General features: G+C 36.7%; 16 protein-coding genes. 10 read left to right on the top strand and 6 right to left on the bottom strand.

Features of this window, described 5'->3' with window-relative positions; all coding sequences use genetic code 11:
• Position 1: 1 nt before the first annotated feature.
• Positions 2-2,998, bottom strand: a complete 2,997-nt coding sequence (locus BW946_RS19415) for a SusC/RagA family TonB-linked outer membrane protein (protein WP_076597744.1) — start codon at positions 2,996-2,998, stop codon at positions 2-4.
• A 485-nt stretch (positions 2,999-3,483) separates the two neighbouring features.
• Here BW946_RS19415 and BW946_RS19410 point away from each other — a divergent pair, with 485 nt between their 5' ends.
• Positions 3,484-4,068 (top strand): ribonuclease HII, encoded by a 585-nt coding sequence (locus BW946_RS19410; RefSeq protein WP_076597743.1) that lies wholly within the window; start codon positions 3,484-3,486, stop codon positions 4,066-4,068.
• A 132-nt stretch (positions 4,069-4,200) separates the two neighbouring features.
• On the opposite strand, the gene yidC is transcribed toward BW946_RS19410, so the two are convergent.
• The 3 genes from yidC to BW946_RS19395 form a co-directional block, all read right to left on the bottom strand.
• Positions 4,201-6,000 (bottom strand): membrane protein insertase YidC, encoded by a 1,800-nt coding sequence (gene yidC / locus BW946_RS19405; protein ID WP_076597742.1) that lies wholly within the window; start codon positions 5,998-6,000, stop codon positions 4,201-4,203.
• Positions 6,001-6,178: 178 nt separating this feature from the next.
• Complete coding sequence (locus tag BW946_RS19400) at positions 6,179-7,786, bottom strand: CTP synthase (protein ID WP_076597741.1); 1,608 nt, start codon at positions 7,784-7,786, stop codon at positions 6,179-6,181.
• 225 nt (positions 7,787-8,011) lie between these two features.
• Positions 8,012-8,581, bottom strand: coding sequence for a YceI family protein (locus tag BW946_RS19395; protein WP_076597740.1), 570 nt, complete (start codon positions 8,579-8,581; stop codon positions 8,012-8,014).
• Between the two features lie 139 nt (positions 8,582-8,720).
• Here BW946_RS19395 and radA point away from each other — a divergent pair, with 139 nt between their 5' ends.
• Both radA and BW946_RS19385 read left to right on the top strand, forming a co-directional pair.
• Positions 8,721-10,070, top strand: a complete 1,350-nt coding sequence (radA, locus tag BW946_RS19390; protein ID WP_076597739.1) for a DNA repair protein RadA — start codon at positions 8,721-8,723, stop codon at positions 10,068-10,070.
• Between the two features lie 122 nt (positions 10,071-10,192).
• A complete protein-coding gene (locus BW946_RS19385) occupies positions 10,193-10,786 on the top strand; it encodes an acyl carrier protein phosphodiesterase (RefSeq protein WP_076597738.1) in 594 nt (197 codons plus the stop codon).
• 5 nt (positions 10,787-10,791) lie between these two features.
• Here BW946_RS19385 and BW946_RS19380 read toward each other — a convergent pair whose 3' ends face one another.
• Positions 10,792-11,307: a DUF6702 family protein gene (locus BW946_RS19380; RefSeq protein ID WP_076597737.1), complete on the bottom strand. Its 516-nt coding sequence runs from the start codon at positions 11,305-11,307 to the stop codon at positions 10,792-10,794.
• Positions 11,308-11,387: 80 nt separating this feature from the next.
• The gene (locus tag BW946_RS19375; RefSeq protein ID WP_076597736.1) at positions 11,388-14,606 is read right to left on the bottom strand and encodes a S8/S53 family peptidase; all 3,219 of its coding nucleotides are present in this window, start codon (positions 14,604-14,606) and stop codon (positions 11,388-11,390) included.
• A gap of 151 nt (positions 14,607-14,757) precedes the next feature.
• Between BW946_RS19375 and BW946_RS19370 the strand changes: the two genes are divergently transcribed.
• The 7 genes from BW946_RS19370 (at position 14,758) to groL (ending at position 21,220) form a co-directional block, all read left to right on the top strand.
• A complete protein-coding gene (locus tag BW946_RS19370; RefSeq protein WP_076597735.1) occupies positions 14,758-15,336 on the top strand; it encodes a HupE/UreJ family protein in 579 nt (192 codons plus the stop codon).
• A gap of 67 nt (positions 15,337-15,403) precedes the next feature.
• Positions 15,404-17,791, top strand: coding sequence for a M1 family metallopeptidase (locus tag BW946_RS19365; RefSeq protein ID WP_076597734.1), 2,388 nt, complete (start codon positions 15,404-15,406; stop codon positions 17,789-17,791).
• Positions 17,792-18,182: 391 nt separating this feature from the next.
• On the top strand, positions 18,183-18,317 hold the full coding sequence (locus BW946_RS21830; RefSeq protein WP_262484577.1) for a hypothetical protein: 135 nt from the start codon (positions 18,183-18,185) through the stop codon (positions 18,315-18,317).
• A 178-nt stretch (positions 18,318-18,495) separates the two neighbouring features.
• The gene (locus BW946_RS19360) at positions 18,496-18,753 is read left to right on the top strand and encodes a hypothetical protein (protein ID WP_185116527.1); all 258 of its coding nucleotides are present in this window, start codon (positions 18,496-18,498) and stop codon (positions 18,751-18,753) included.
• A gap of 115 nt (positions 18,754-18,868) precedes the next feature.
• Entirely contained in the window at positions 18,869-19,147 is a 279-nt protein-coding gene (gene groES / locus BW946_RS19355) for a co-chaperone GroES (protein WP_076597733.1), read from the top strand.
• A 34-nt stretch (positions 19,148-19,181) separates the two neighbouring features.
• On the top strand, positions 19,182-19,541 hold the full coding sequence (locus tag BW946_RS19350; protein ID WP_076597732.1) for a four helix bundle protein: 360 nt from the start codon (positions 19,182-19,184) through the stop codon (positions 19,539-19,541).
• Positions 19,542-19,594: 53 nt separating this feature from the next.
• Positions 19,595-21,220 carry a chaperonin GroEL gene (gene groL / locus BW946_RS19345; RefSeq protein WP_076597731.1) on the top strand — a complete coding sequence of 542 codons (1,626 nt, stop codon included), beginning with the start codon at positions 19,595-19,597 and terminating at the stop codon, positions 21,218-21,220.
• Positions 21,221-21,540 lie beyond the last annotated feature (320 nt).

Raw genomic sequence — 21,540 nt, 5'->3', positions numbered from 1 at the left:
TTTAAAATTTAAATGTAACGTTTACTCCAATATCTCTTGTTGTTGGCATAGATCCAATTGACCATCCATAAGAATTAATTCCTCCACCAATCATAGCTTCAGGATCAGCATATGGAAGATTTTTGTGAATGATCCACAAATTTCTACCTACAATAGATATTTTCGCATCATAAATTTTAGTTCCAGCCAATAATGATTTAGGAAGCATATAGCCAATACTAGCCTCTCTTAGCTTTATGAAAGATCCATCATATACAAACTCTTTTGCCGGCTGAGTTTCATATCCATAATTACTTCCTGTTGTAAACTGCGATAACGCTATATTGTTAGGAGTTCCATCTGGCAAAACTCCAGGAAGTATAACATCTTTATCTCTATAATCACCAATAGCTGTCTCTTTATAAAGCCCTGTATCCATTCCATAATACATATCCGTTGAGAAGATATCTCCACCTTTACGCATATCAATTAAGAAACTTAAAGAGAAGCCTTTATAGCTAATGGTGTTTCTAATACCTCCAATCCAGTCAGGAGTAGTATTACCTATAATTTGATTTGACTTGATTTGATAAATTCCTGTTTCAGGATCAATAACTCTTTGTCCATTCAAATAGACATAGTCCCCCCCAATTAGAGTTCCCCATGCCTCACCTACTCTGGCATTTAGAGAAACTCCTCCTTGAAAGCTATTCAAAAGAAGGTTAGTAATTCCAGGATATAGACTCACAACTTCGTTTTTATTTTTAGACCAGTTTGCATCAATAGTCCATGTAAAATCCTTTGATTTTATAGGAACCAAGCCTAACTGAACTTCAAATCCAGTATTATCTATTCTTCCTGCATTAATAACTTTACCTGTATAACCTGTTCCTGAAGAAACAGGAAGTGTGATAATCTGATCAATAGTTTTTGTTTTATAATAAGCAAAATCAACTGTTATTCTATCCTTTAGGAAGTGAGCTTCTGTACCTACTTCAAATTCTTTAGACCTTTGAGGTTTTAGATTAGGGTCGGCTTGATTCAAAATTGAATTATATATTCCTACACCTGATAAAATCCCTGCAGATCTATAATTATTTGTCAGCATATAAGGATCTGCAGTACCTCCTACTTCTGCGTAGTTCGCTCTTAATTTCCAGAAATTCATCCAACTCTTAGTATCCAAAATTTCTGACATAATTAGAGATCCAGTCACTGAAGGATAGTTATATACATTATTACCAGCCGGTAGCGTTGAACTTTGGTCCACTCTCCAAGTACCATCTATATAAAACTTTTTGAAAAAATCAAATGATGCTGTGATATATCCTGAATTAGTTTGTGTTGTATACTCACTCTCATCTGATGCTAATGGAGCTTTTTTAGAATTTGATAGTGCATATATTCCAGGTACCACTAAACCTCCTTCAGTTGAACCATATACAGAATTAAAATAATTTCTTCTTATATTTCCACCTAAAACTCCTGAAACATTAATGTCATCAGTAATGTTAAATTTATAATTCACCATCAAATCATAATTTGTTTCAGTTCTCAATACATCACGTCTTGCATAACCAGAAGAGACATCATTTCCTGATTGTCCAAAAGGTTGAGCTATAGATCCTACTGCTACCCTATTTTCTGCAAAAAGATTTGATCTGTCATAAGATACCTTTCCAGTTAAAGAAATATTATCTAATAAGTCATAAGTTAACTGAGCATAAGTAAAATTTCTATGTCTCTTATCACTTGTATAATTTTGATATGCCTGAAAATATGGGTTATTCCAATATGCAGGAGATCCATTAGCAGCAGACTTTCTGTTCCATGTGACATTCCCATAATTATTCGCCGCACTAGCAATACTAGGATGAACATTAGCAAAATAAGCTCTTTCAAGATCCTTTACATCTACGTTAGTTTGCCACCATTGTCTGAAACCCGTAACTGTATTATCGCTATATCCAGTTATACTACGTCCTTTCGTATCCTGTAATGTCATTGTAGAGTAGAAAGAAGAATGTAATTTAGAAGTCAGATCATAATTCACTTTTAAGGAAAAAGTATTTTTATTGATATGCGAGTTAGGCATAAGACCATCCGACATCATATTGTCATATGTAAAACTAATATTTTTCCCCTTCTCACCTTTTTCTAATGTTACAGTATTTGTATATGTAGCAGGATTATTAAAGAATTCAATCGGACCATTTTTAGCTGCTACCCAAGGGGTTGCTTTTCCATAATTAGGAGATGTTGGATCAAAAGAATCCCATTGATATACCAACAGATTAGGGTCAAATTTTGGTCCCCAAGAAGCATCTGCTCCAAAATTAGCATTATTTAAACCTCCAGGACCTTTAGATCCAAATTTTTGAGAATATCCAGCCCCATATCTAGTCTGATATTCCGGAAATGTTGATTTATCAATAAAACCAACATTTACTGAAGATGATAAAGTAACACCCCATGAACCATCATCTTTTCCTTTACCATTTTTAGTCGTGATAACAATAACACCATTTAAACCTCTTTCTCCGTATAAAGCCGATGCTGCGGCACCCTTTAATACGTTAATTGATTCTATGTCTTCCTGATTAATATCAGATAATGCGTTACCGTAATCAATTGATTTTTCTTGTGTATAAGTATTATTAACAGGTGATCCATCAATTACAATCAATGGATTTCCTCCTCCTAATGTTTTAACACCCCTGATAAGCAAATTTGCTGAACCACCAAAGTTATTGTTAGTGGTAACATTAAGACCGGCTACCTTACCAGATAGTTGAGCTCCAATGTTACCTGTGTTTGTTGTTCCATCAGAAAGAGCACTTGCTTTAATCTCCTGTGAGGCATATCCCAAAGATTTCTTTTCTCTCTTAATACCAAGAGCGGTTACGACTACGCCCTCAATCTCTTTTGTTTTAATAGTATCATTCTTCTGCTGGGCATTTGCGACAGCAATAGAAGAAGATAATACCAAAACAAGAAGACCTGTTGTTATTTTCTTCATATCAAATTAATTTTGTACCCTACAAATTTGTAAAACTTTCTTAATAACACAAAGAAAAAAACAAAAAAAATATCAATATTTCAACATTACACAAAAAAAAACGATGAAAAAATAATATTTTTTGTTAAAAATAGAGTATTTAACAAAAATAAAACATTGAGACATTATGTTTTTTAAGAAAAATTAACAATAATAAATATTTATATTATCTATAGAAAATTTTTACAAAACAAATTACAATACACTGATTAGCAATAATATAAATCACAGCTAAAAGATAAAAACTTATTTAAAAGCCCAAATGCAATGTAATGCATATAATATTTCTCATTCCAAAAACACAATAAATCACCCACAAATATTTAAAAAAGATATTTAATTATTAGAATGCCAATCGAAATAAATAATAGCTGAAATAATGATAATAATAAACCATAAAATAATTTCCTGGAAAATTCCATATTTTTGCAGTATAGAAACAATTCATGGAGCTAATAAAAAACTGGTCAAACCTATACATTGAGGCAGGATGCGATGAAGTAGGAAGAGGATGTCTAAGTGGTCCGGTGGTAGCGGCCGCGGTAATTTTGGATGATGATTTTAAACAGAATCTGGTGAATGATTCAAAAAAATTAACGTTCAAAACAAGGATGGAGCTGGATAGTTACATCAAAGATAATGTGAAAAACTACGCTATTGCAGAATTACCACCTTCCTTTATTGATGAGCATAATATTCTCAATGCAAGTATCCATGCAATGCATCGTGCGCTGGATAAGCTAACGATAACTCCTGAACTTATTTTGGTGGACGGAAATAAATTCCATCCTTATAACTACATTCCGCATCAATGTATTATCAAAGGAGATTCCAAGATTTTATCTATTGCTGCGGCCTCTATTCTTGCTAAAAATTACAGGGATAAACTGATGATTCAACTCCACGAAGAACATCCTGAATATGGTTGGGACACCAATTTTGGCTACGCCACAAAAAAACATCAGGAAGCCCTTATAAAACATGGCCCAACACCCCATCACAGACAATCTTTCAGGCTGAAATATGATTAAAAGCAACCGATTTTCAATTATCAAATTCGCAATCACCAGTTAGAAATTTAAAATATTTCTAAATAAAAACCCAGATAAAAAAAGAGAAGCAATACTTAATTGCTTCTCTTTTTTAACATATTATTAAGAATTTTATTTCTTCTTATTTCTTTGCTGCTCCTGAGCTTTTTGCTGTTCCTGAGCCTTCTCCATCATTTCTCTCATTCTCTTCTGGAACTTACCTTCTGCTTTTGGTTTTTCCTTGTTAGACTGAATCTGGGCATGGATTTTCTTTTCATCCAAAATCACATACTTAATAACAAGGATGATCAGAATGTTAATCGCATTCGATACAAAATAATACCATGAAAGACCTGAAGCCGAAGTATTAAGGAAGAACAGGAATGTAATCGGGAAGATATACATTAACACCTTCATGTTTGGCATTCCTTCCTGCTGTGGCTGCTGCATATTTCCTGAAGTCATTACAGTATAGATCAAGATAACAACCGTACAAGCTAAAGCAAAAATACTTAAGTGATCTCCAAGGAATGGAATATTAAACGGAAGTTTGATCAAATCATCATAAGCTGTCAAATCTTTCGCAAACCAGAATCCCTGTCCTCTCAGATCAATAAAGTTCGGGAAGAAACGGAATAAAGCATAGAAGATTGGAATCTGCACCAATGCCGGTAAACATCCCGCCATCTGGTTCACTCCGGCTTTTCTGTACACTTCCATCGTAGCCTGCTGCTTCTTCATTGGATCTGCATCCTTGAATTTGGCATTTACCTCATCAATTTCCGGACGGATCACCTTCATCATTGCACTTAATTTGTGCTGCTTATACATAATTGGTGAAAGGATCAGCTTTACGATGATCGTCATTACGAAAATCACCCAACCTGCTGACAATCCCCACGCAGCGATAATGCTGTATAGCCACATAAAGAAATAACGGTTCATTGCCCCGATGAATGACCAGCCTAACGGAAGAATTTCATCAAAGTTTTTATCATAGGATTTAAGCAGTGGTAAATCCAATGGCATGAAATACCAAGTAAAATCCTGATTCAGCTCACTTCCGGTCATCTGAACAAAACCTTCGTAGTTGAACTTCTTTAAATATTCTCCTTCTTCAACATTTTCCTGGTTTCCTTTACTTTGAGTAAATCCGTTTTTAGCTTCAATGACAGAAGAGAAAAACTGCTGCTTTACACCAATCCAGTTAAGGGTTTCTTTTTCTTCTTCCATAGTGGTTCTTCCATCATAATCATAATCTTTATAATTATTGAAAGCATAAGAAAATTCTGAGTGAGACTGCTCCTGTGCTCTACCCTTTTCCAGGTTTCTTACATTATAATCCCAGATAAAATCTGCTTTATTATCAGAAGTAATTTTAGAAAGTCCCTGAGTTCTTACTTTAAAGTCTAAGGTATATTTTGGTAACAGTGTATAAATGAATTGAATGACAGCACCATTATAATCTGCAGTTAAGGTAACAGCGTTTCCGTTAACAGCAGGTGAGAAAACTAAATCTTTAGTATTAACAATCTTCCCTGTTTTATCTTTAAACTGAAAACCGTAGTTCGAGTTATTCTTGTTAATAAGATAAAGCGGCTGATCTGCATTGTCTGTTTTATGGTTGTAAGCTTTATACTTTAAAAGCTCTACTTTGGAAACCTGTCCTCCTAAGCTTGAGAATTCAAGTTTTAATTCATTATTTCCCAGACTTGCTGTCTGGATTGCAGTAGGAGTTACATTTGGATTGATATTGCTTGCCTGAGTTTGCTTTACGGCATTTTTAGCCTGTTCCGTTTTCTGCTCCTGAGCTTTCAACTCCGCTTCTTTCGTTTGTTTGTTCTGGAAGTAGAACATAAAACCGAAGAGAACAAGGCATAAAACCGCGAAACTAATCATTTGCTTCTTATCGATTCCGTTGTTTTGTTGCATTTTATTTTATATTAAAATTTTAAATTTAAAATATACGTACTGGCGTACGTAATTTGAGCTGACAAAAATACTGTTTTTTTATCAAAACTCTATGCTTTACGTTGTTACTATATAATAAACTCAAGCTGAGAATAATCAGCCTGAGTTTATGGGTAGACGTTTATGATAAAATTTTACCTTATTTCTTTTCGCAAGCCTTGATGAAAGCTCTGAATAAAGGATGCGGTGTTGCTACCGTACTCTTATATTCCGGGTGATACTGAACCCCTACATAGAACGGGTGATCAGGAAGTTCCAGGGCTTCTACCAAACCTGTTTCAGGGTTAGTACCTGTAGCCAGGAAACCATTTTTTTCAAATTCCTGAAGATAATCACTGTTGAATTCATAACGGTGACGGTGTCTTTCAGAGATATTTTTGCTTCCGTAGACATCATATAATTTAGAACCGTTTTTCAAAGAACATTTCCATGCTCCAAGGCGCATTGTTCCTCCTTTATCTACTACATTTTTTTGTTCTTCCATCAAAGAAATTACAGGATCCGGAGTAGCCGTATCAAATTCCATAGAGTTTGCTTTGGTATGTCCTAAAACATTTCTTGCAAATTCAATCGTCATAATCTGCATTCCTAAACAGATTCCCAACATTGGAATTTTATTTTCTCTTGCATATTTTGCGGTAAGAACTTTTCCTTCAATCCCTCTGTCTCCGAAACCAGGAGCTACAAGGATACCATTCACACCTTTCAGTGTATCTTTAATATTTTCTTCCGTAATATCTCCACTGTAAACCCATCTTACTTTTACTTCAGTTTCAAGGTCAGCTCCTGCATGTTTGAAAGCCTCAGCAATAGAAATATAAGAATCCTGAAGGGAAACATATTTTCCTACCAATGCAATTTCAACGGTTTTCTTAGGGTTCTGGAATTTTTTAAGGAAACTCTTCCAGTCTTTAAGATCTGCATCTTTATCACTTTTCAGATCCAGCTCTTTTAAAACTACATCATCAAAGTTTTGTTTCTGAAGATACATTGGAACTTCATAGATGGTTTCAAGGTCTTTACATTCGATAACGTTATCTAAAGGAACGTTACAGAACTGAGCCAGTTTTGCTCTCTGATCTTTAGGAATCTTATGTTCTGTTCTGCACACTAAAACATCTGCCATAATTCCGCTTTCCATCAACTGACGAACGGAGTGCTGGGATGGTTTTGTTTTTAATTCTCCACTTGAAGCAAGATAAGGCAGTAAAGTAAGGTGGATCACCATAGAATTACTCTCTCCCAGCTCCCACTTCAACTGGCGAACAGTTTCAATGTATGGTAAAGATTCTATATCCCCTACCGTTCCTCCGATCTCAGTAATGATGATATCGTAGTTCTGTTTTGAAAGGATTTTAATTCTACGTTTGATTTCGTTAGTAATATGAGGAATTACCTGAACTGTTTTTCCAAGGAAGTCTCCTTTTCTTTCTTTTTCAATGACAGTCTGGTAGATTTTTCCTGTAGTAACGTTGTTGTTTTGGGATGTAGGAGCATCAAGGTAACGCTCGTAGTGGCCTAAATCCAGATCCGTCTCCGCACCATCTTCAGTCACATAACACTCTCCGTGCTCATAAGGATTCAAAGTTCCTGGGTCGATATTGATATAAGGATCTAATTTTTGGATCGTTACATTAAAGCCGCGTGATTTTAGTAGAAGTCCCAGAGAAGCAGAAACGATTCCCTTTCCCAAAGATGAAGTTACACCTCCTGTCACAAAGATGTACTTTGTATTCTTTTTACTCATTAGATTAGGTTTGTGCAAAGTTAGGGGAAAAAGAAATACAAAGCAATCTTTTACATTTTGAAAATGATAAAACATCCCTCAAACAATTATAAAACCTAATAAAATTTTTATCAATATTTAGTATAAGCAAATGAAACAAAGCTATGATCAACAGGATTTCATCTATCAACGAAAAAGGTTTTCCATTGGAGCGGAAAACCTTTTTATAGTTTATATTCTGAAATATTATTGCTTAGTCAGTTCAAAGTAAGCCGTTACTTCAACATCTTTTGCGATTCCTGCTCCTGATGGATCATATTTGATACCATAATCCAGACGGTTCACGGTAAATTTTGTCTGAATCCCCATAATCTCTTTTCCGTCTTTATTTTTTGTAATTCCTCCAAACGTAACCGGAGCAGTGATTTCTTTTTCCACACCTTTCATCGTCAGCTTCCCTTTTACAATGTAGTTGTTGTTCTTATCTTTTGTAACAGAAGAACTTTTAAATTCAATCGTAGGATATTGGGCAACATCGAAAAACTCTTCACTGATAAGATGTCTGTCTCTCATATCCACTCCGGTATTAATGGAAGGGACACTGATAGAAAAGCTTACATCGGCATTATCCAGATTAGCGCCTCCTGTAGCTGCTTTTCCGTCAAATTTATCAAACCTTCCCTGTACAAAACTAATCCCCATGTGCTTGATATTAAAGTTGACCGATGAATGCATCTGGTCTACCTGCCAGGTTCCCTGTGCAAAAGCAACGATATTTAAAAGCGTAAATACGAAAGATAAAAATACTTTTTTCATTGTAATGATATTTTACATTAATATTTTAATTGAAGAAAGCTAAGATAAGAAAGATATTCCTACTGCAGACGTATTAGTTTTTTTATATTAAATCCATTTAGATTCCGAAAGAAAAATGCTTTTTTTATAACTTCGCAGTATGGCAAAACTGAAAACAGCATATTTCTGTCAAAACTGCGGAACCCGGTACCCTCAATGGCTGGGGCAATGTAAAAACTGTGGAGAGTGGAATACTTTAGTAGAAGAAGTTGTAGAAAAACCTTCTCACAAAACTCCTCCTTTCTCAAAAACCAAACAACATGTTATCAATATTGTTGAAGTGGAAACAAGTGAGGAACCAAGGATAAAAACACCTTCTGAAGAACTGAACCGTGTCTTAGGAGGCGGTATCGTTTTGGGTTCTGTGACTTTGATTGGCGGCGAACCCGGAATCGGGAAATCTACCCTTCTGCTTCAGCTTGCTTTAAAAATGAAGAAAAAAATCTTCTATGTTTCCGGGGAGGAAAGTGCTTCTCAGATTAAAATGAGAGCGGACAGGCTTACTGATATTCAGAATCCGAACTGTTTTCTTTTTACTGAAACTTCACTGGAAAAAATCCTTCATGAAGCAAAAAAACTGGAGCCTGATTTCATGATCATCGATTCTATCCAGACTCTGCAGTCTCAGCTGATAGAAAGTTCTCCGGGAACCGTATCCCAAATCCGGGAATGCTCCAATGAGATCATCAAATATGCCAAAGAAAATAATACTCCGGTATTTCTTGTAGGCCACATCACCAAAGACGGACAGATTGCCGGACCAAAGGTTCTGGAGCATATGGTGGATGTTGTTTTGAATTTTGACGGAGACCGAAATCATCTTTTCAGATTATTGAGAGCCAATAAAAACCGTTTTGGTTCTACTTCCGAAATTGGAATTTATGAAATGGTTTCCCAGGGATTGAAAGAGATTAAAAACCCTTCCGAAATTCTGATTACCAAAAAATTTGAAGAACTTTCCGGTAACTCTGTTGCCGTAACCCTTGAGGGAAACAGACCTATGCTTCTGGAAATTCAGGCATTGGTAAGTACGGCCGTTTATGGAACTCCACAGAGAAGCTGCACCGGTTTTGATTCCAAAAGACTGAATATGCTTCTGGCCGTATTAGAAAAAAGAGCAGGTTTTCAATTAGGAGCAAAAGACGTTTTCCTGAATATTACGGGCGGAATAAAAACAGATGACCCTGCACTGGATCTGGCGGTCATTGCTTCTGTTCTTTCCTCTAATGAAGATATTGCCATCTCAGAACATTACTGCTTTGCCGGAGAAATTGGTCTGAGCGGAGAAATACGTCCGGTAGCCCAGATTGAACAGAGAATTACTGAAGCGGAAAAACTGGGTTATGAAAAAATATTCGTTTCCAATCTTAATAAAATCCCGAAAAGAAAATTTGGAATCAAGATTGAAGAAGTGAGTAAGATTGAAGATTTTCACGAGAGGCTTTTTTAATGTGAATGGTCAATTTTACTACGTAAGTCAATAGTCAATTAATATCACGATAAAAAATTAACAAGCGAAGCGAATTCACTTTTCACCTTTCACTATCCACATTTAATTCATACCTTTAAATTATGAATTATCTGGCGCATTCTTTTCTTTCTTTTACCGACGGGCAGATCGTGGGGCAATTTCTTGAAGACTTTATCCGCAACAGAGATCGTTTCTCTTTCCCAAAGGAAATTCAGGACGGAATTACCCTGCACAGAGCAATTGACACTTTTACAGATTCCCATCCGGCTATTCATGAGGCCAAAAAAGTGTTTGCCCCATTGGTAAGATTGTACGCCGGTGCATTTGTGGATGTTTCTATGGATCATTTTGTAGCCAGAGACCTATCACTGAATTCTCTGACAGAATGGAAATCGCATTCCCTCAAAGTTTATCGTGTTTTAAATACCCATGAACAGTGGCTTCCTGAAAATTTCAAAAAGATGCTGGTAAAAATGGAGCATGATGACTGGCTTTATAATTACCGTGAAGACTGGGGAATCAAATTCAGCATTCAGAATGTACTTAATAAAGCAAAATATCTTGATAGGGATATTCCTGTTTTTGAAGCTTTTTTAAAGAACAAGTATCATCTTCAGCAGTGTTATGATGATTTTTTTCCTGATCTGATGGCTCACGCAAAAGGAATCAATACATTGCTTCAGCTGGAAAATTAATATTCTCAGAACTGTTTATAGAGATATCGGTTAGGATAGATAAGTTTTTCACTGTTTCTTTGTCCGTTTACAATGATATGAACAATATTGATCTGATCATCAAAAAGATTGTACAGAAAACTTACCGCGGTTTCTACTTTTTTCGGAGGGGATACAGGTTCGGATTCTAGAAAGATATTTACAGATTCCTGGTCTTCTTCATAGCCAATATAATTTACTTTTAAAAATTTATTATCAACTTTTAGTTTAAAATATTCTGAGCTGTATTTTTGCAGGGCATCATTCAGTTTGGTCTTGTATTTTTCGTCATTAAAATGAAAAGCGCCTCCATATTTTTTTCCCAAGCCATTTTCCAGGTCATCAAGAAAGAATCTTCCGGTCACTTCAAATGTTCTGGATTTTGAATTATAATTAATCTCTACAGAGCCTACGTGATAGGGGTGAAAAGCTTCACTCCCTGTAAAACTCTGAAAAGTCATTATTAATACGAAAAGAAAACTCCCAAAAAACTTACCTGACATGAATCTTATTTTACAGCAAATATAAAAAAAGCAACAGTTTCTATAACTGCTGCTTTTCATTGAATATCATTGACGAAGATTTATTGTTTAATTATTTTTTTTGTAATTTTTGTGTTATCCTCCAGCATTATGGTGAACAGATACGTTCCTTTTATCAGCTCTGAAACATCAATTTTACCTGAATTAGTATTCACATTTACGGTTTTAATCAATTTTCCTGAAGCATCATAAATGGTTACCGCCCCTTTAGAATGTCTTCCCAATATCACATTAACAAAATCTTTCGCAGGATTCGGAGTGATATTCACTTCTGAATTCATCTTAACATCGGCTGTGCCTAATGTTGTTCCTGTTTTAACAAAATATCCCCCGAAACCTGTTGCCTGGAAACTGACTTCCCAGTATTGATAGGTATCATTCCAGATAATATCTGCAATATCAGGAGTAATAATTGTTGCTGCTCCACCAAAAGAAGCTATGGTACCAGTAGTGCTTGTTCCCGTATATTTTTCAATAAAAAGATTCGCTTTGTTCGCAACATCAGTGGGTGAAGTAGGTAATTTCACTCCATTGGTCAGATTATAGGCATCGAAATCACTCTGCTTGAAATATAAAGTTACTTTTCCGGTTGCTGTATTAGTATTTACATCTGAATTGATTTCATATCTTCTTGCAACATAATTGGGCTGTGCATTATCTACCCATACTTTTGATGTCACATTTCCTGTTACTGTACTGGCTGCTTCTTTTTCTATTCTTGAGATAAGCTGGCAGGAATTTGTAAAATAGTTATAACCATTAGCCACCGTACTGGCTTTTGTCTGGTTGGAAGTTGCTAAATTTTTTACTTCAGCAACATTTTCATAAACTACGGCTCTCATTTTAAGATCAAATGTTCTTGAAGTCCATGCTGTACCATCTGTAGAAGTTTTAGACCTGTTGTTCAACACCGCATTCTCAGCTTTCATGGCAATCCTTCCGCCTAATCCGTTTACGACGATATAAAAGTCTTTCCCGGTTACCATTTGTACGTTCAGATCTGAAAGATTTACATAATTCCACGTAAATCTTTGAGAACTATTCAGCCATGAAGTAATAGTTTTAGTGGCTATAATATCTCCTGGATTTCCATTGGCATTCACTTTTCTGATTTGAATATCAACAGGAATATCCGAAGGAAGAGAAGTACCCGTTAAAAATGAAAAGCCTCCCAACTTCCCTGTTAATGTAGGCGTATATCTTACTGCCAGGGCAACATTATCAAAGTAATAGTTAGATTCTGTATTGGCAATAATATAAGGTTCATCGTACCCTACTGTTTCAAAATTAGATTTAACACATCCTAATTCATCCGTAACAGCTTTGTAGATATCCAATTTTCCATATCCCCATCTCATATTAGGAACAGTTCCTGTTGCTCCATCCATTCTTGCATTGGAAGTAAGACGTGCTTTCACCTGTGCCGCCGTTAATGAAGGATTAGCCTGAAGCAATAATCCGACAGCTCCTGCTACACCTGGTGAAGACATACTTGTCCCCTGATTTTTCACATAATAATTGGTTCCTGCAATAATATCTGTCGCTCCGGGAGAAGAATCAGCAGATCTGGAAGAAATTACGTTCTGGCCCGAGCCTGCGATATCTGGTTTCTGAAAACCATCTACTCTTGGTCCCTGCGAACTGAATGAAGAGATTGATTCCTGTGGAGTAAGTGTAAAATAACCGCTTGTTCCGCTATACCAGCTTGCTCTTCCCATGTATGAAGCTACTGTAATTGCATTGGAAGCATTCCCCGGAGATCCTACTATATATTCATTATCTCCGTTTTGCAACGTGGTTTGCACTCCCTGGCTATACAGCCAGCCGTGGGTCGTGATCTGCTGTGTTCCGTTATTCGTAATTTCCAATGCATAATTCCCCTGAACATTGGTGGTTCCTGAAGTTCTGGTAACAACCAGCTGAACATACCTTTTGTTGTTATCATTGCTCCAATAGTTATACATGGTTGCTGTAAGGCCTCCTCCCAATATAGTGTGAGCTGTAGTTGTACTGATATTCTGCGTATACTGCTGGCCGTCCGGAGTAGTCAGCTTGGCAGTAACAGGAGTATTATCATTGGCATACATAATGAATGAAAATACCGAAGCTGCAGAAGTATTGCTTACTACTGTAAAATTATATATCTGTGCCGCACCAGCTGCAATATCTACTTTTCTGTGAAGATTAGCTCCATAATCATTTCCAGCAGAAATCACAACTACTCTTCCCGCTCCTGAAGTGGTGAAATTATTAACTGCTACTTCATGGCTGGAAGTTCCGTCGTGGGCAGATCCCTGTCCGCCGATACTCATATTGACAACGATGGGTTTGTTGAGAGCAGTAGCTACATTTTTGAAATAAGTTAAGGCATTAATGGTATTGGTTGTGGGAAAAGACCCGTTTCCTCCTTTTACAAAAACAATATCCGCATCAGATGAGAATCCCTTATGTCTTTTATCGGTAAAGGCAGCACCATTCCCGGCTGCCGTGCCGGAAACGTGGGTTCCGTGACCATTGGTATCATTTTCACGAACAAAGCCTGTTGGTGTTCCGTCCAGTTCATCTTCAATCTGCGCTCTGGTATATTCTACACCGGTAGAAAATCCTGCGGGAGCAGTTTCTCCCGCCTGTGCAGTTAATGTCTGATCCCAGATGGAGACAATTCTGCTTTTGGTCTGATCATCAGCTTTTCTGAAATCCGGATGTTTCCAGTCTATCCCACTATCATAAATTCCTACTAACACTCCTGTTCCATTATAAGCGGTGTTATTGAAAACACCATCCTGCAGAAGACTTGCTCCGGACTGAGCTCTGCTCACATCGTTATGAAGTACATCAAATTCCGGTGCCATTACTGAGGTTACATAGGGAAGCTGAATCAGTCTTTCAATGTCTTCAAGAGAGACTAAAGCTGTAGAAAAAGAAGGCAATTGGCTTTGTACCAGAAATCCGTCTTCCTTTAGTTTTTCAGGCTCTTTAGTGTAAACAATACATGAATACATAGTCTGCGCTCCCTTTGAGGTCACCACCAGGTGCTGGTCTAGTTTCATATCAGGACGTTCCAGTTCTTTTACCGCTCTTCCATTAGCAATACTCTCTTTATTTTTCAATAAAATATCAAAACGGGAATCCAGTTTCTGTACCTGCCCGTAAAAAGCGTAGGAATACAATCCCAAAAAGGCTGCTGTAGCATTTCTGAGAAGCTTCGCTCCTCCATATGAAATGTTTACATTTGTAAAAAATAATTTTTTAATATTCATATTATATTTTTAAGCAATACAATTATACAATTTTTATTCAAAATACAAATGACATAAAATATTAACAAATATTGAGTACTAAAATTACTCAAAATAATAAAATCAATAACAATTTAACAATATATTCAAAATATAATTTTTTTTAACCAAAATGCAGGATTTTCTTTTTTATTTACACCTTGGATGGGAACATATTATTTCTCTGGATGCTCTGGATCATCAGCTTTTTGTTCTGGCCCTGATCGCTGTATATTCTTACAGTGACTGGAAAAAAATTCTGATTCTTGTGACCGCATTTACAATTGGACATTCCATTACCTTAGCCCTAAGCATTCTGGATGTTTTCAGGGTTCCTTCTGATTGGGTAGAGTTTTTAATTCCTTTAACCATTGTTCTGACTTCACTGGATAATATTATCATGAAAAATCAGAAACAGGCTTTGATGCGGGCCAACTATTATCTTGCCCTGATCTTCGGCCTTGTTCATGGAATGGGATTCGCCAATACAGCAAGAGTAATGATTGCCAAAAGCCAGAGTATAGCTTTACCTCTTCTTGGGTTCAATATTGGTCTGGAGCTTGGCCAGATTGTAATTGTTGCTGCAATTTTAATCATCCTGTTCATTTCACTCAATCTTTTCAAGGTGAATAAAAAAGACTGGATACTTTTTGTTTCTTCGGGAGTATTTGCTTTATCCTTAAAAATGACTTTGGAAAGAATTCCTTTTTAAAAGTTAAATATTCTTATGAATTCAACAGGTTATTACTATCTTTGATCATTAAAAAATCATTCCGGTTATGAAACTAAAAGTTGTTATACTTTCACTTTCTGTATTTGCATATACAGGTTTCACCGCACAAAATATTCAGAATAATCCGGGCAGTAATCATGGCAACAGGTTTGAGCAGCTGGGAACAATTCTGCCAACACCCAACATCTACAGAACGGCATCAGGAGCTCCCGGACACGGATACTGGCAGAACAGAGCCGATTATAACATTACCGCTTATCTGGATGAGGATAAAAGAAATCTGAAAGGTTCCGAAACGGTGACGTATTACAACAATTCTCCGGATGATCTGGACTATATCTGGCTTCAGCTTGATGAAAACGAGCATTCCAGCATTCGAAATTCGGGGTATGATACTTCATCTGTTCTTCATCCGTCAACAACAGACCAGCAGCTTAAAATAACTGAACTTCCTGTTAAGGATAACGGGTATGGTGTAAGTCTTGAGAAAGTGACTGATGTTTCAGGAACTCCCCTGAAATATACCGTTAACAAAACCATGATGCGTATTGATCTTCCCAAAGTTTTGAAAAAGGGGGAGAAATTCGTTTTCAAAGTAGACTGGAACTACAATATTCCCAACAGAATCAGGATGGGAGGCCGCGGCGGTTATGAAAACTTCCCTGAAGACGGAAACGATCTGTACACCATGGCACAATGGTATCCAAGAATGTGTGTATATAGTGATTTCCAGGGCTGGCAGAACCATCAGTTTACCGGAAGAGGTGAATTTGCACTTGTTTTCGGAGACTTTAAAGTTTCCATGAATGTTCCTTCCGATCATATTGTTGGAGGAACCGGAGAATGTAAAAACTACGATCAGGTGTTGACATCTGATCAGCTGTCAAGATATAGAAAAGCTGAAAATGCTTCTGAACCTATTGAAATTGTAACATTGGATGAAGCTAAAAAGGCAGAAAAAAATCATTCAAAACAAAGAAAAACATGGGTTTTTGAAGCAAAAGATGTACGTGATTTTGCATGGACTTCTTCCCGAAAATTTGTCTGGGACGGAATGCGCGTAACGATTCCAGAAAATAATAATAAAGTAATGGCCATGAGTTTCTATCCCAAGGAATCTTATGGTCTTTACAGAAAGTTTTCCACAAAAGCAGTTGCTCATACCATTAAAACCTATTCGGAATTTACGATTCCTTATCCATACCCTGTAGCCCAATCTGTAGAAGCAGCAAACGGAATGGAATATCCGATGATCTGTTTCAACTTCGGAAGAACGGAGAAAGACGGAACCTATTCTGAGGGGACCAAAAACGGAATGATCGGAGTAATCATCCATGAGGTTGGTCATAACTTTTTCCCTATGATCATCAATTCTGATGAAAGACAATGGGCATGGATGGACGAAGGTCTGAATACCTTTACGGAGTATCTTACGGAAGAAAAATGGGACAATAAATTCCCATCCAAAAGAGGACCGGCATGGACGATCGTAGATTATATGAAACTCCCGAAAGATCAGCTGGAACCCATTATGAGCAACTCTGAAAATATTGTTCAGTATGGTCCGAACGCTTATTCAAAACCCGCCACAGGACTGAATATTCTTCGTGAAACGATTATGGGAAGAGAGCTTTTTGACAAAGCTTTTAAAACGTATGCTAAAAGATGGGCATTCAAACATCCTGAACCTGCTGATTTATTCCGTACCATGGAAGATGCCAGCGGTGAAGATCTTGACTGGTTCTGGAGAGGATGGTTCTACGGCACAGATCCTGTAGATATCGCTATTGATAAAGTAACGGCAGCTGTTCCAAACCTTGAAACGGATCCAAAAGCAGCTGCTGAAATAAAATATCAGGTTGAAAAACCTTTGGTAAACAGTTTTGAAGACCTTTCAAAAATCAGAAACAGAGAAGATAAGAATATCAAATTCTACGTAGAGGGGGACAAAGATCTTCAGGATTTCTATTACAGATATGACAGAGGCCAGGAAAAGCTTGATAATAATAAGCAATACACCATCAAAACTGAGGCTGGTCTTCCTTTAGATACCAGGGATAAAGAGAAATTCAAAAATATTACAGCATATCAGATCGATTTTGTAAACAAAGGTGGTCTGGTAATGCCTATCATTCTTGAATTCACTTTTGAAGACGGCTCAAAATTATACGATAAATCTGCAGCACAGATCTGGAGACTGAATGAACAAAAAGTTTCCAAAACCTATTATTTTGATAAGAAATTGAAATCTATTCAGCTTGATCCCATGAGGGAAACTGCTGATATTGATACTACCAATAATTTCTGGAGCAGCACCGGAACGGGTACTGAAACTTCAAAATTCCAGCTCTTTAAACAAAAACAGGAAGGCGGAAGTGTAAGAGGAGGCTCAACCGGAAAGGTTAATCCAATGCAGGCTGCAGGAAAAAGTTAACATCAGGAAGTTGTAGACTTTAACAAATACAGCACTGCTTCGTATTAAAAGATGATAAGAATAATTCTTTTTAATACGAAGTAGTGTTTTTTTTGCTTACAATCTGTCTAGACAAAAAGTTCAGAGATCAATTGCCCTTCCTTAGACAGTGGTCTTATCACAATTATCATAAAGCCGGAAGTGTCCGTATTTTCTATTTATATTCTCAACCTCAGGATTTCGAACAAAAGCCATTAACAACTGATAACCAAAATTTTATTAAAAAAAACACCAATAAAATATATCACATAACAAGGAAAAACCGTATCTTTGATTCACTTCTTTTACACCAAATGTCAAAATCCTGATTGACTTTAAATGCTCAGGATGTACAACCAAAATATTTTTAACTATGAAAAATGCCAAAGTATTAAGCAGAGATGCTCAGAAATCTATCAATGGCGGAGCTGCAGGACGTTTTTGCTGCGAGTACAATTACAAAGGACAATGTATTCTATGGATCGGTCCGGGGCAGTATTGTCCGTAATCCGTTACTTGACAACCATTTAAGATAAAGCCGGAAATTTCCGGCTTTATCTTTTTACCCTAAATGTTCTTTTACATTCTTTTTACAGGTTCTCCCCAAAGGAAGTTCTTCACCTTTTTTAAAAAAACATGGCTGGAATTATACGAATTAATATGTTCTGATTATAGGAATTTTAGCGATGAGATTTATCGCGCAGGGGTTTGTTTGTCTCACACAGGTATTTCCTTTCCTGGAAACGGCCGCTTTTATTGTGATTGCTATTTTAGGAATCAAACCAAGTATGTCTTTATATGAACACTTCTACCCTGCTGCGGTATTTGCTCATTCTTTAGCCAGCCATACTATGGAAATTTTAGTTTCCGCTATTACCGTTCTTTTGTTTATAGTGCCCGTAGCAACGAGTTATTTTTTCGGATTCCCAGCCCGCAAGAAATAATTTTTCTGCCAAATTTTCACATTCACAAATAAAAATCTGCCATTTCAGCCAGCAGTGTCTTATGGCATACATTTAGAGAATTACAAGACAGAATAATTAAAAAATAAATAATATTATGTCAGTAAACTTTAAACCATTGGCAGACAGAGTTCTGGTAGAGCCAATCGCAGCAGAAACTAAAACAGCTTCAGGTATTATCATCCCGGATACTGCAAAGGAAAAGCCGCAAGAAGGTACTGTAGTGGCAGTAGGTCCCGGTAAGAAAGATGAGCCTACAACAGTTCAGGTAGGTGACAAAGTTCTTTATGGAAAATATTCAGGTTCCGAATTAAAATTGGAAGGGAAAGATTACTTAATTGTAAAGGAAGGAGATTTATTGGGAATCATTGGGTAAAATGCAGTAAGCATTAAGCTATAAGCAGTAGGCAATGAGAGACTACAAAAAATATGATACCTGGAAAATTGCCCATGAACTGGTAAAAGAAATTTATATTATTTCTGAAAATTTCCCTAAGTCTGAACTTTTGGGTCTTACCTCTCAAATAAGAAGAGCAGCAGTCTCTATTCCTACCAATATCGCAGAAGGTTGTGGAAGATCCACAGAGAAAGAATTTGCAAGATTTTTAGAAATAAGTATAGGTTCCACAAATGAAACGGAATACCTTCTTTTACTTTCTTGTGATTTAGGATTCACTTCTGAAGATAAAATAGCAAATCTTAATGCAACACTGAATTTAATCAGACAAAAACTTATACAACTCAGAAAAAAATTATTAAATAATAATTAATTGCTAAAGGTAAAAGCTTATTGCTTAAAGCCTATAGCCTAAAGCTTAAAATTATGGCAAAAGAAATAAAATTCGATATTGAATCAAGAGACGCTCTGAAAAGAGGAGTTGATGCATTGGCTAATGCAGTAAAAGTAACTTTAGGTCCTAAGGGAAGAAACGTAGTGATCGAAAAATCTTTCGGTGCTCCACACGTAACTAAGGATGGTGTGTCTGTTGCAAAAGAAATCGAACTTGAAGACAGAGTAGAAAATATGGGAGCGCAGATGGTAAAAGAAGTGGCTTCCAAAACCAATGATATTGCAGGAGACGGTACTACTACCGCTACTGTTTTAGCACAGGCTATCGTAAGAGAAGGTCTTAAGAACGTAGCTGCTGGTGCTAACCCAATGGATCTTAAAAGAGGAATCGACAAAGCAGTAACTGCAGTTGTTGAAAACCTTAAAACACAGTCTCAGGCTGTGGGAGATTCTACAGATAAAGTAAAGCAGGTAGCTTCTGTATCTGCTAACAATGACGAAACTATCGGTGCTTTGATCGCTGAAGCTTTCGGAAAAGTTGGAAAAGAAGGTGTAATCACTGTAGAAGAAGCTAAAGGTATCGATACAACAGTAGATGTTGTAGAAGGTATGCAGTTCGACAGAGGTTACCAGTCACCTTACTTCGTGACGAACCCTGAGAAAATGCTAGCTGAACTGGAAAACCCATATATCCTTTTAGTAGAGAAGAAAATCTCTTCAATGAAAGAATTACTTCCGGTTCTTGAACCAATTGCACAAGGCGGTAAATCTCTATTAATCATTTCTGAAGAAGTGGAAGGAGAAGCTTTAGCTACTTTGGTAGTGAACAAACTAAGAGGTTCTCTTAAAATTGCTGCTGTAAAAGCTCCGGGATTCGGAGACAGAAGAAAAGCAATGTTGGAAGATATCGCGATCCTTACAGGTGGACAGGTGATCTCTGAAGAGCAAGGTTTCACTATGGAAAATATCTCTCTGGATATGCTTGGAACTGCTGAGAAAGTAACCATCGACAAAGACAACACTACAGTTGTAAACGGTGGTGGTGACGAAGCGAAAATCAAAGGAAGAGTAGCTCAGATCAAAGCTCAGATGGAAACTACAACTTCTGACTACGACAGAGAGAAACTTCAGGAAAGATTAGCTAAGTTAGCTGGTGGTGTTGCCGTACTTTACGTAGGTGCTGCTTCTGAAGTAGAAATGAAAGAGAAAAAAGACAGAGTAGATGATGCCCTACACGCTACAAGAGCAGCTGTAGAAGAAGGTATTGTTGCTGGTGGTGGTGTTGCTTTAGTAAGAGCAATTAAATCTCTGGAAAGCCTTTCTGGTGCTAACTCTGACGAAAATACAGGGATCAAAATCGTGAAAAGAGCCATCGAAGAGCCATTAAGACAAATCGTTGCTAATGCAGGTGGTGAAGGTTCTGTAATCGTTGCTAAAGTAGCAGAAGGTTCAGGAGACTTCGGATACAATGCGAAAACTGATGAATATGTAAACATGCTTGAAGCAGGAATCATTGACCCTACTAAAGTAACAAGAGTTGCCCTTGAAAACGCAGCTTCTGTTTCCGGAATGCTTTTAACAACTGAATGTGTGATCACTGAAGTAAAAAAAGACGAACCAGCTATGCCAATGGGTGGTGGAATGCCAGGAATGATGTAACGGTCAGCGACCGAGGCAATTTAATATACTAACCGTTCTGCTTTTGTAGAGCGGTTTTTTGTTTAATATTGTATTATAATATTCAATATCATTCAGAGATTTATGCATTTTAAAAAAAATAACTAAAGAACATTTTCTTCAAAAGTTGTTAAGTTTCATATATTTGAGAATTGGATTTTACTGAAAAAGAAAATCAATAAAAATATAATGATACTCAAAATAAAAAAGGTAGTGTTTCACTAACTGTGTAAGTTAAAAAGTTATTCTGAAAAATTTTTGAGCCCTCTAAAGCTCAAAAATAATTTTCGGAAATAACTTTT

The organism is Chryseobacterium sp. RU33C (assembly GCF_900156015.1).
GTDB classification, from domain to species: domain Bacteria; phylum Bacteroidota; class Bacteroidia; order Flavobacteriales; family Weeksellaceae; genus Chryseobacterium; species Chryseobacterium candidae.
Note: the sequence above shows the minus strand (reverse complement) of the source record. Positions and strands in the feature narration are given on the sequence as shown.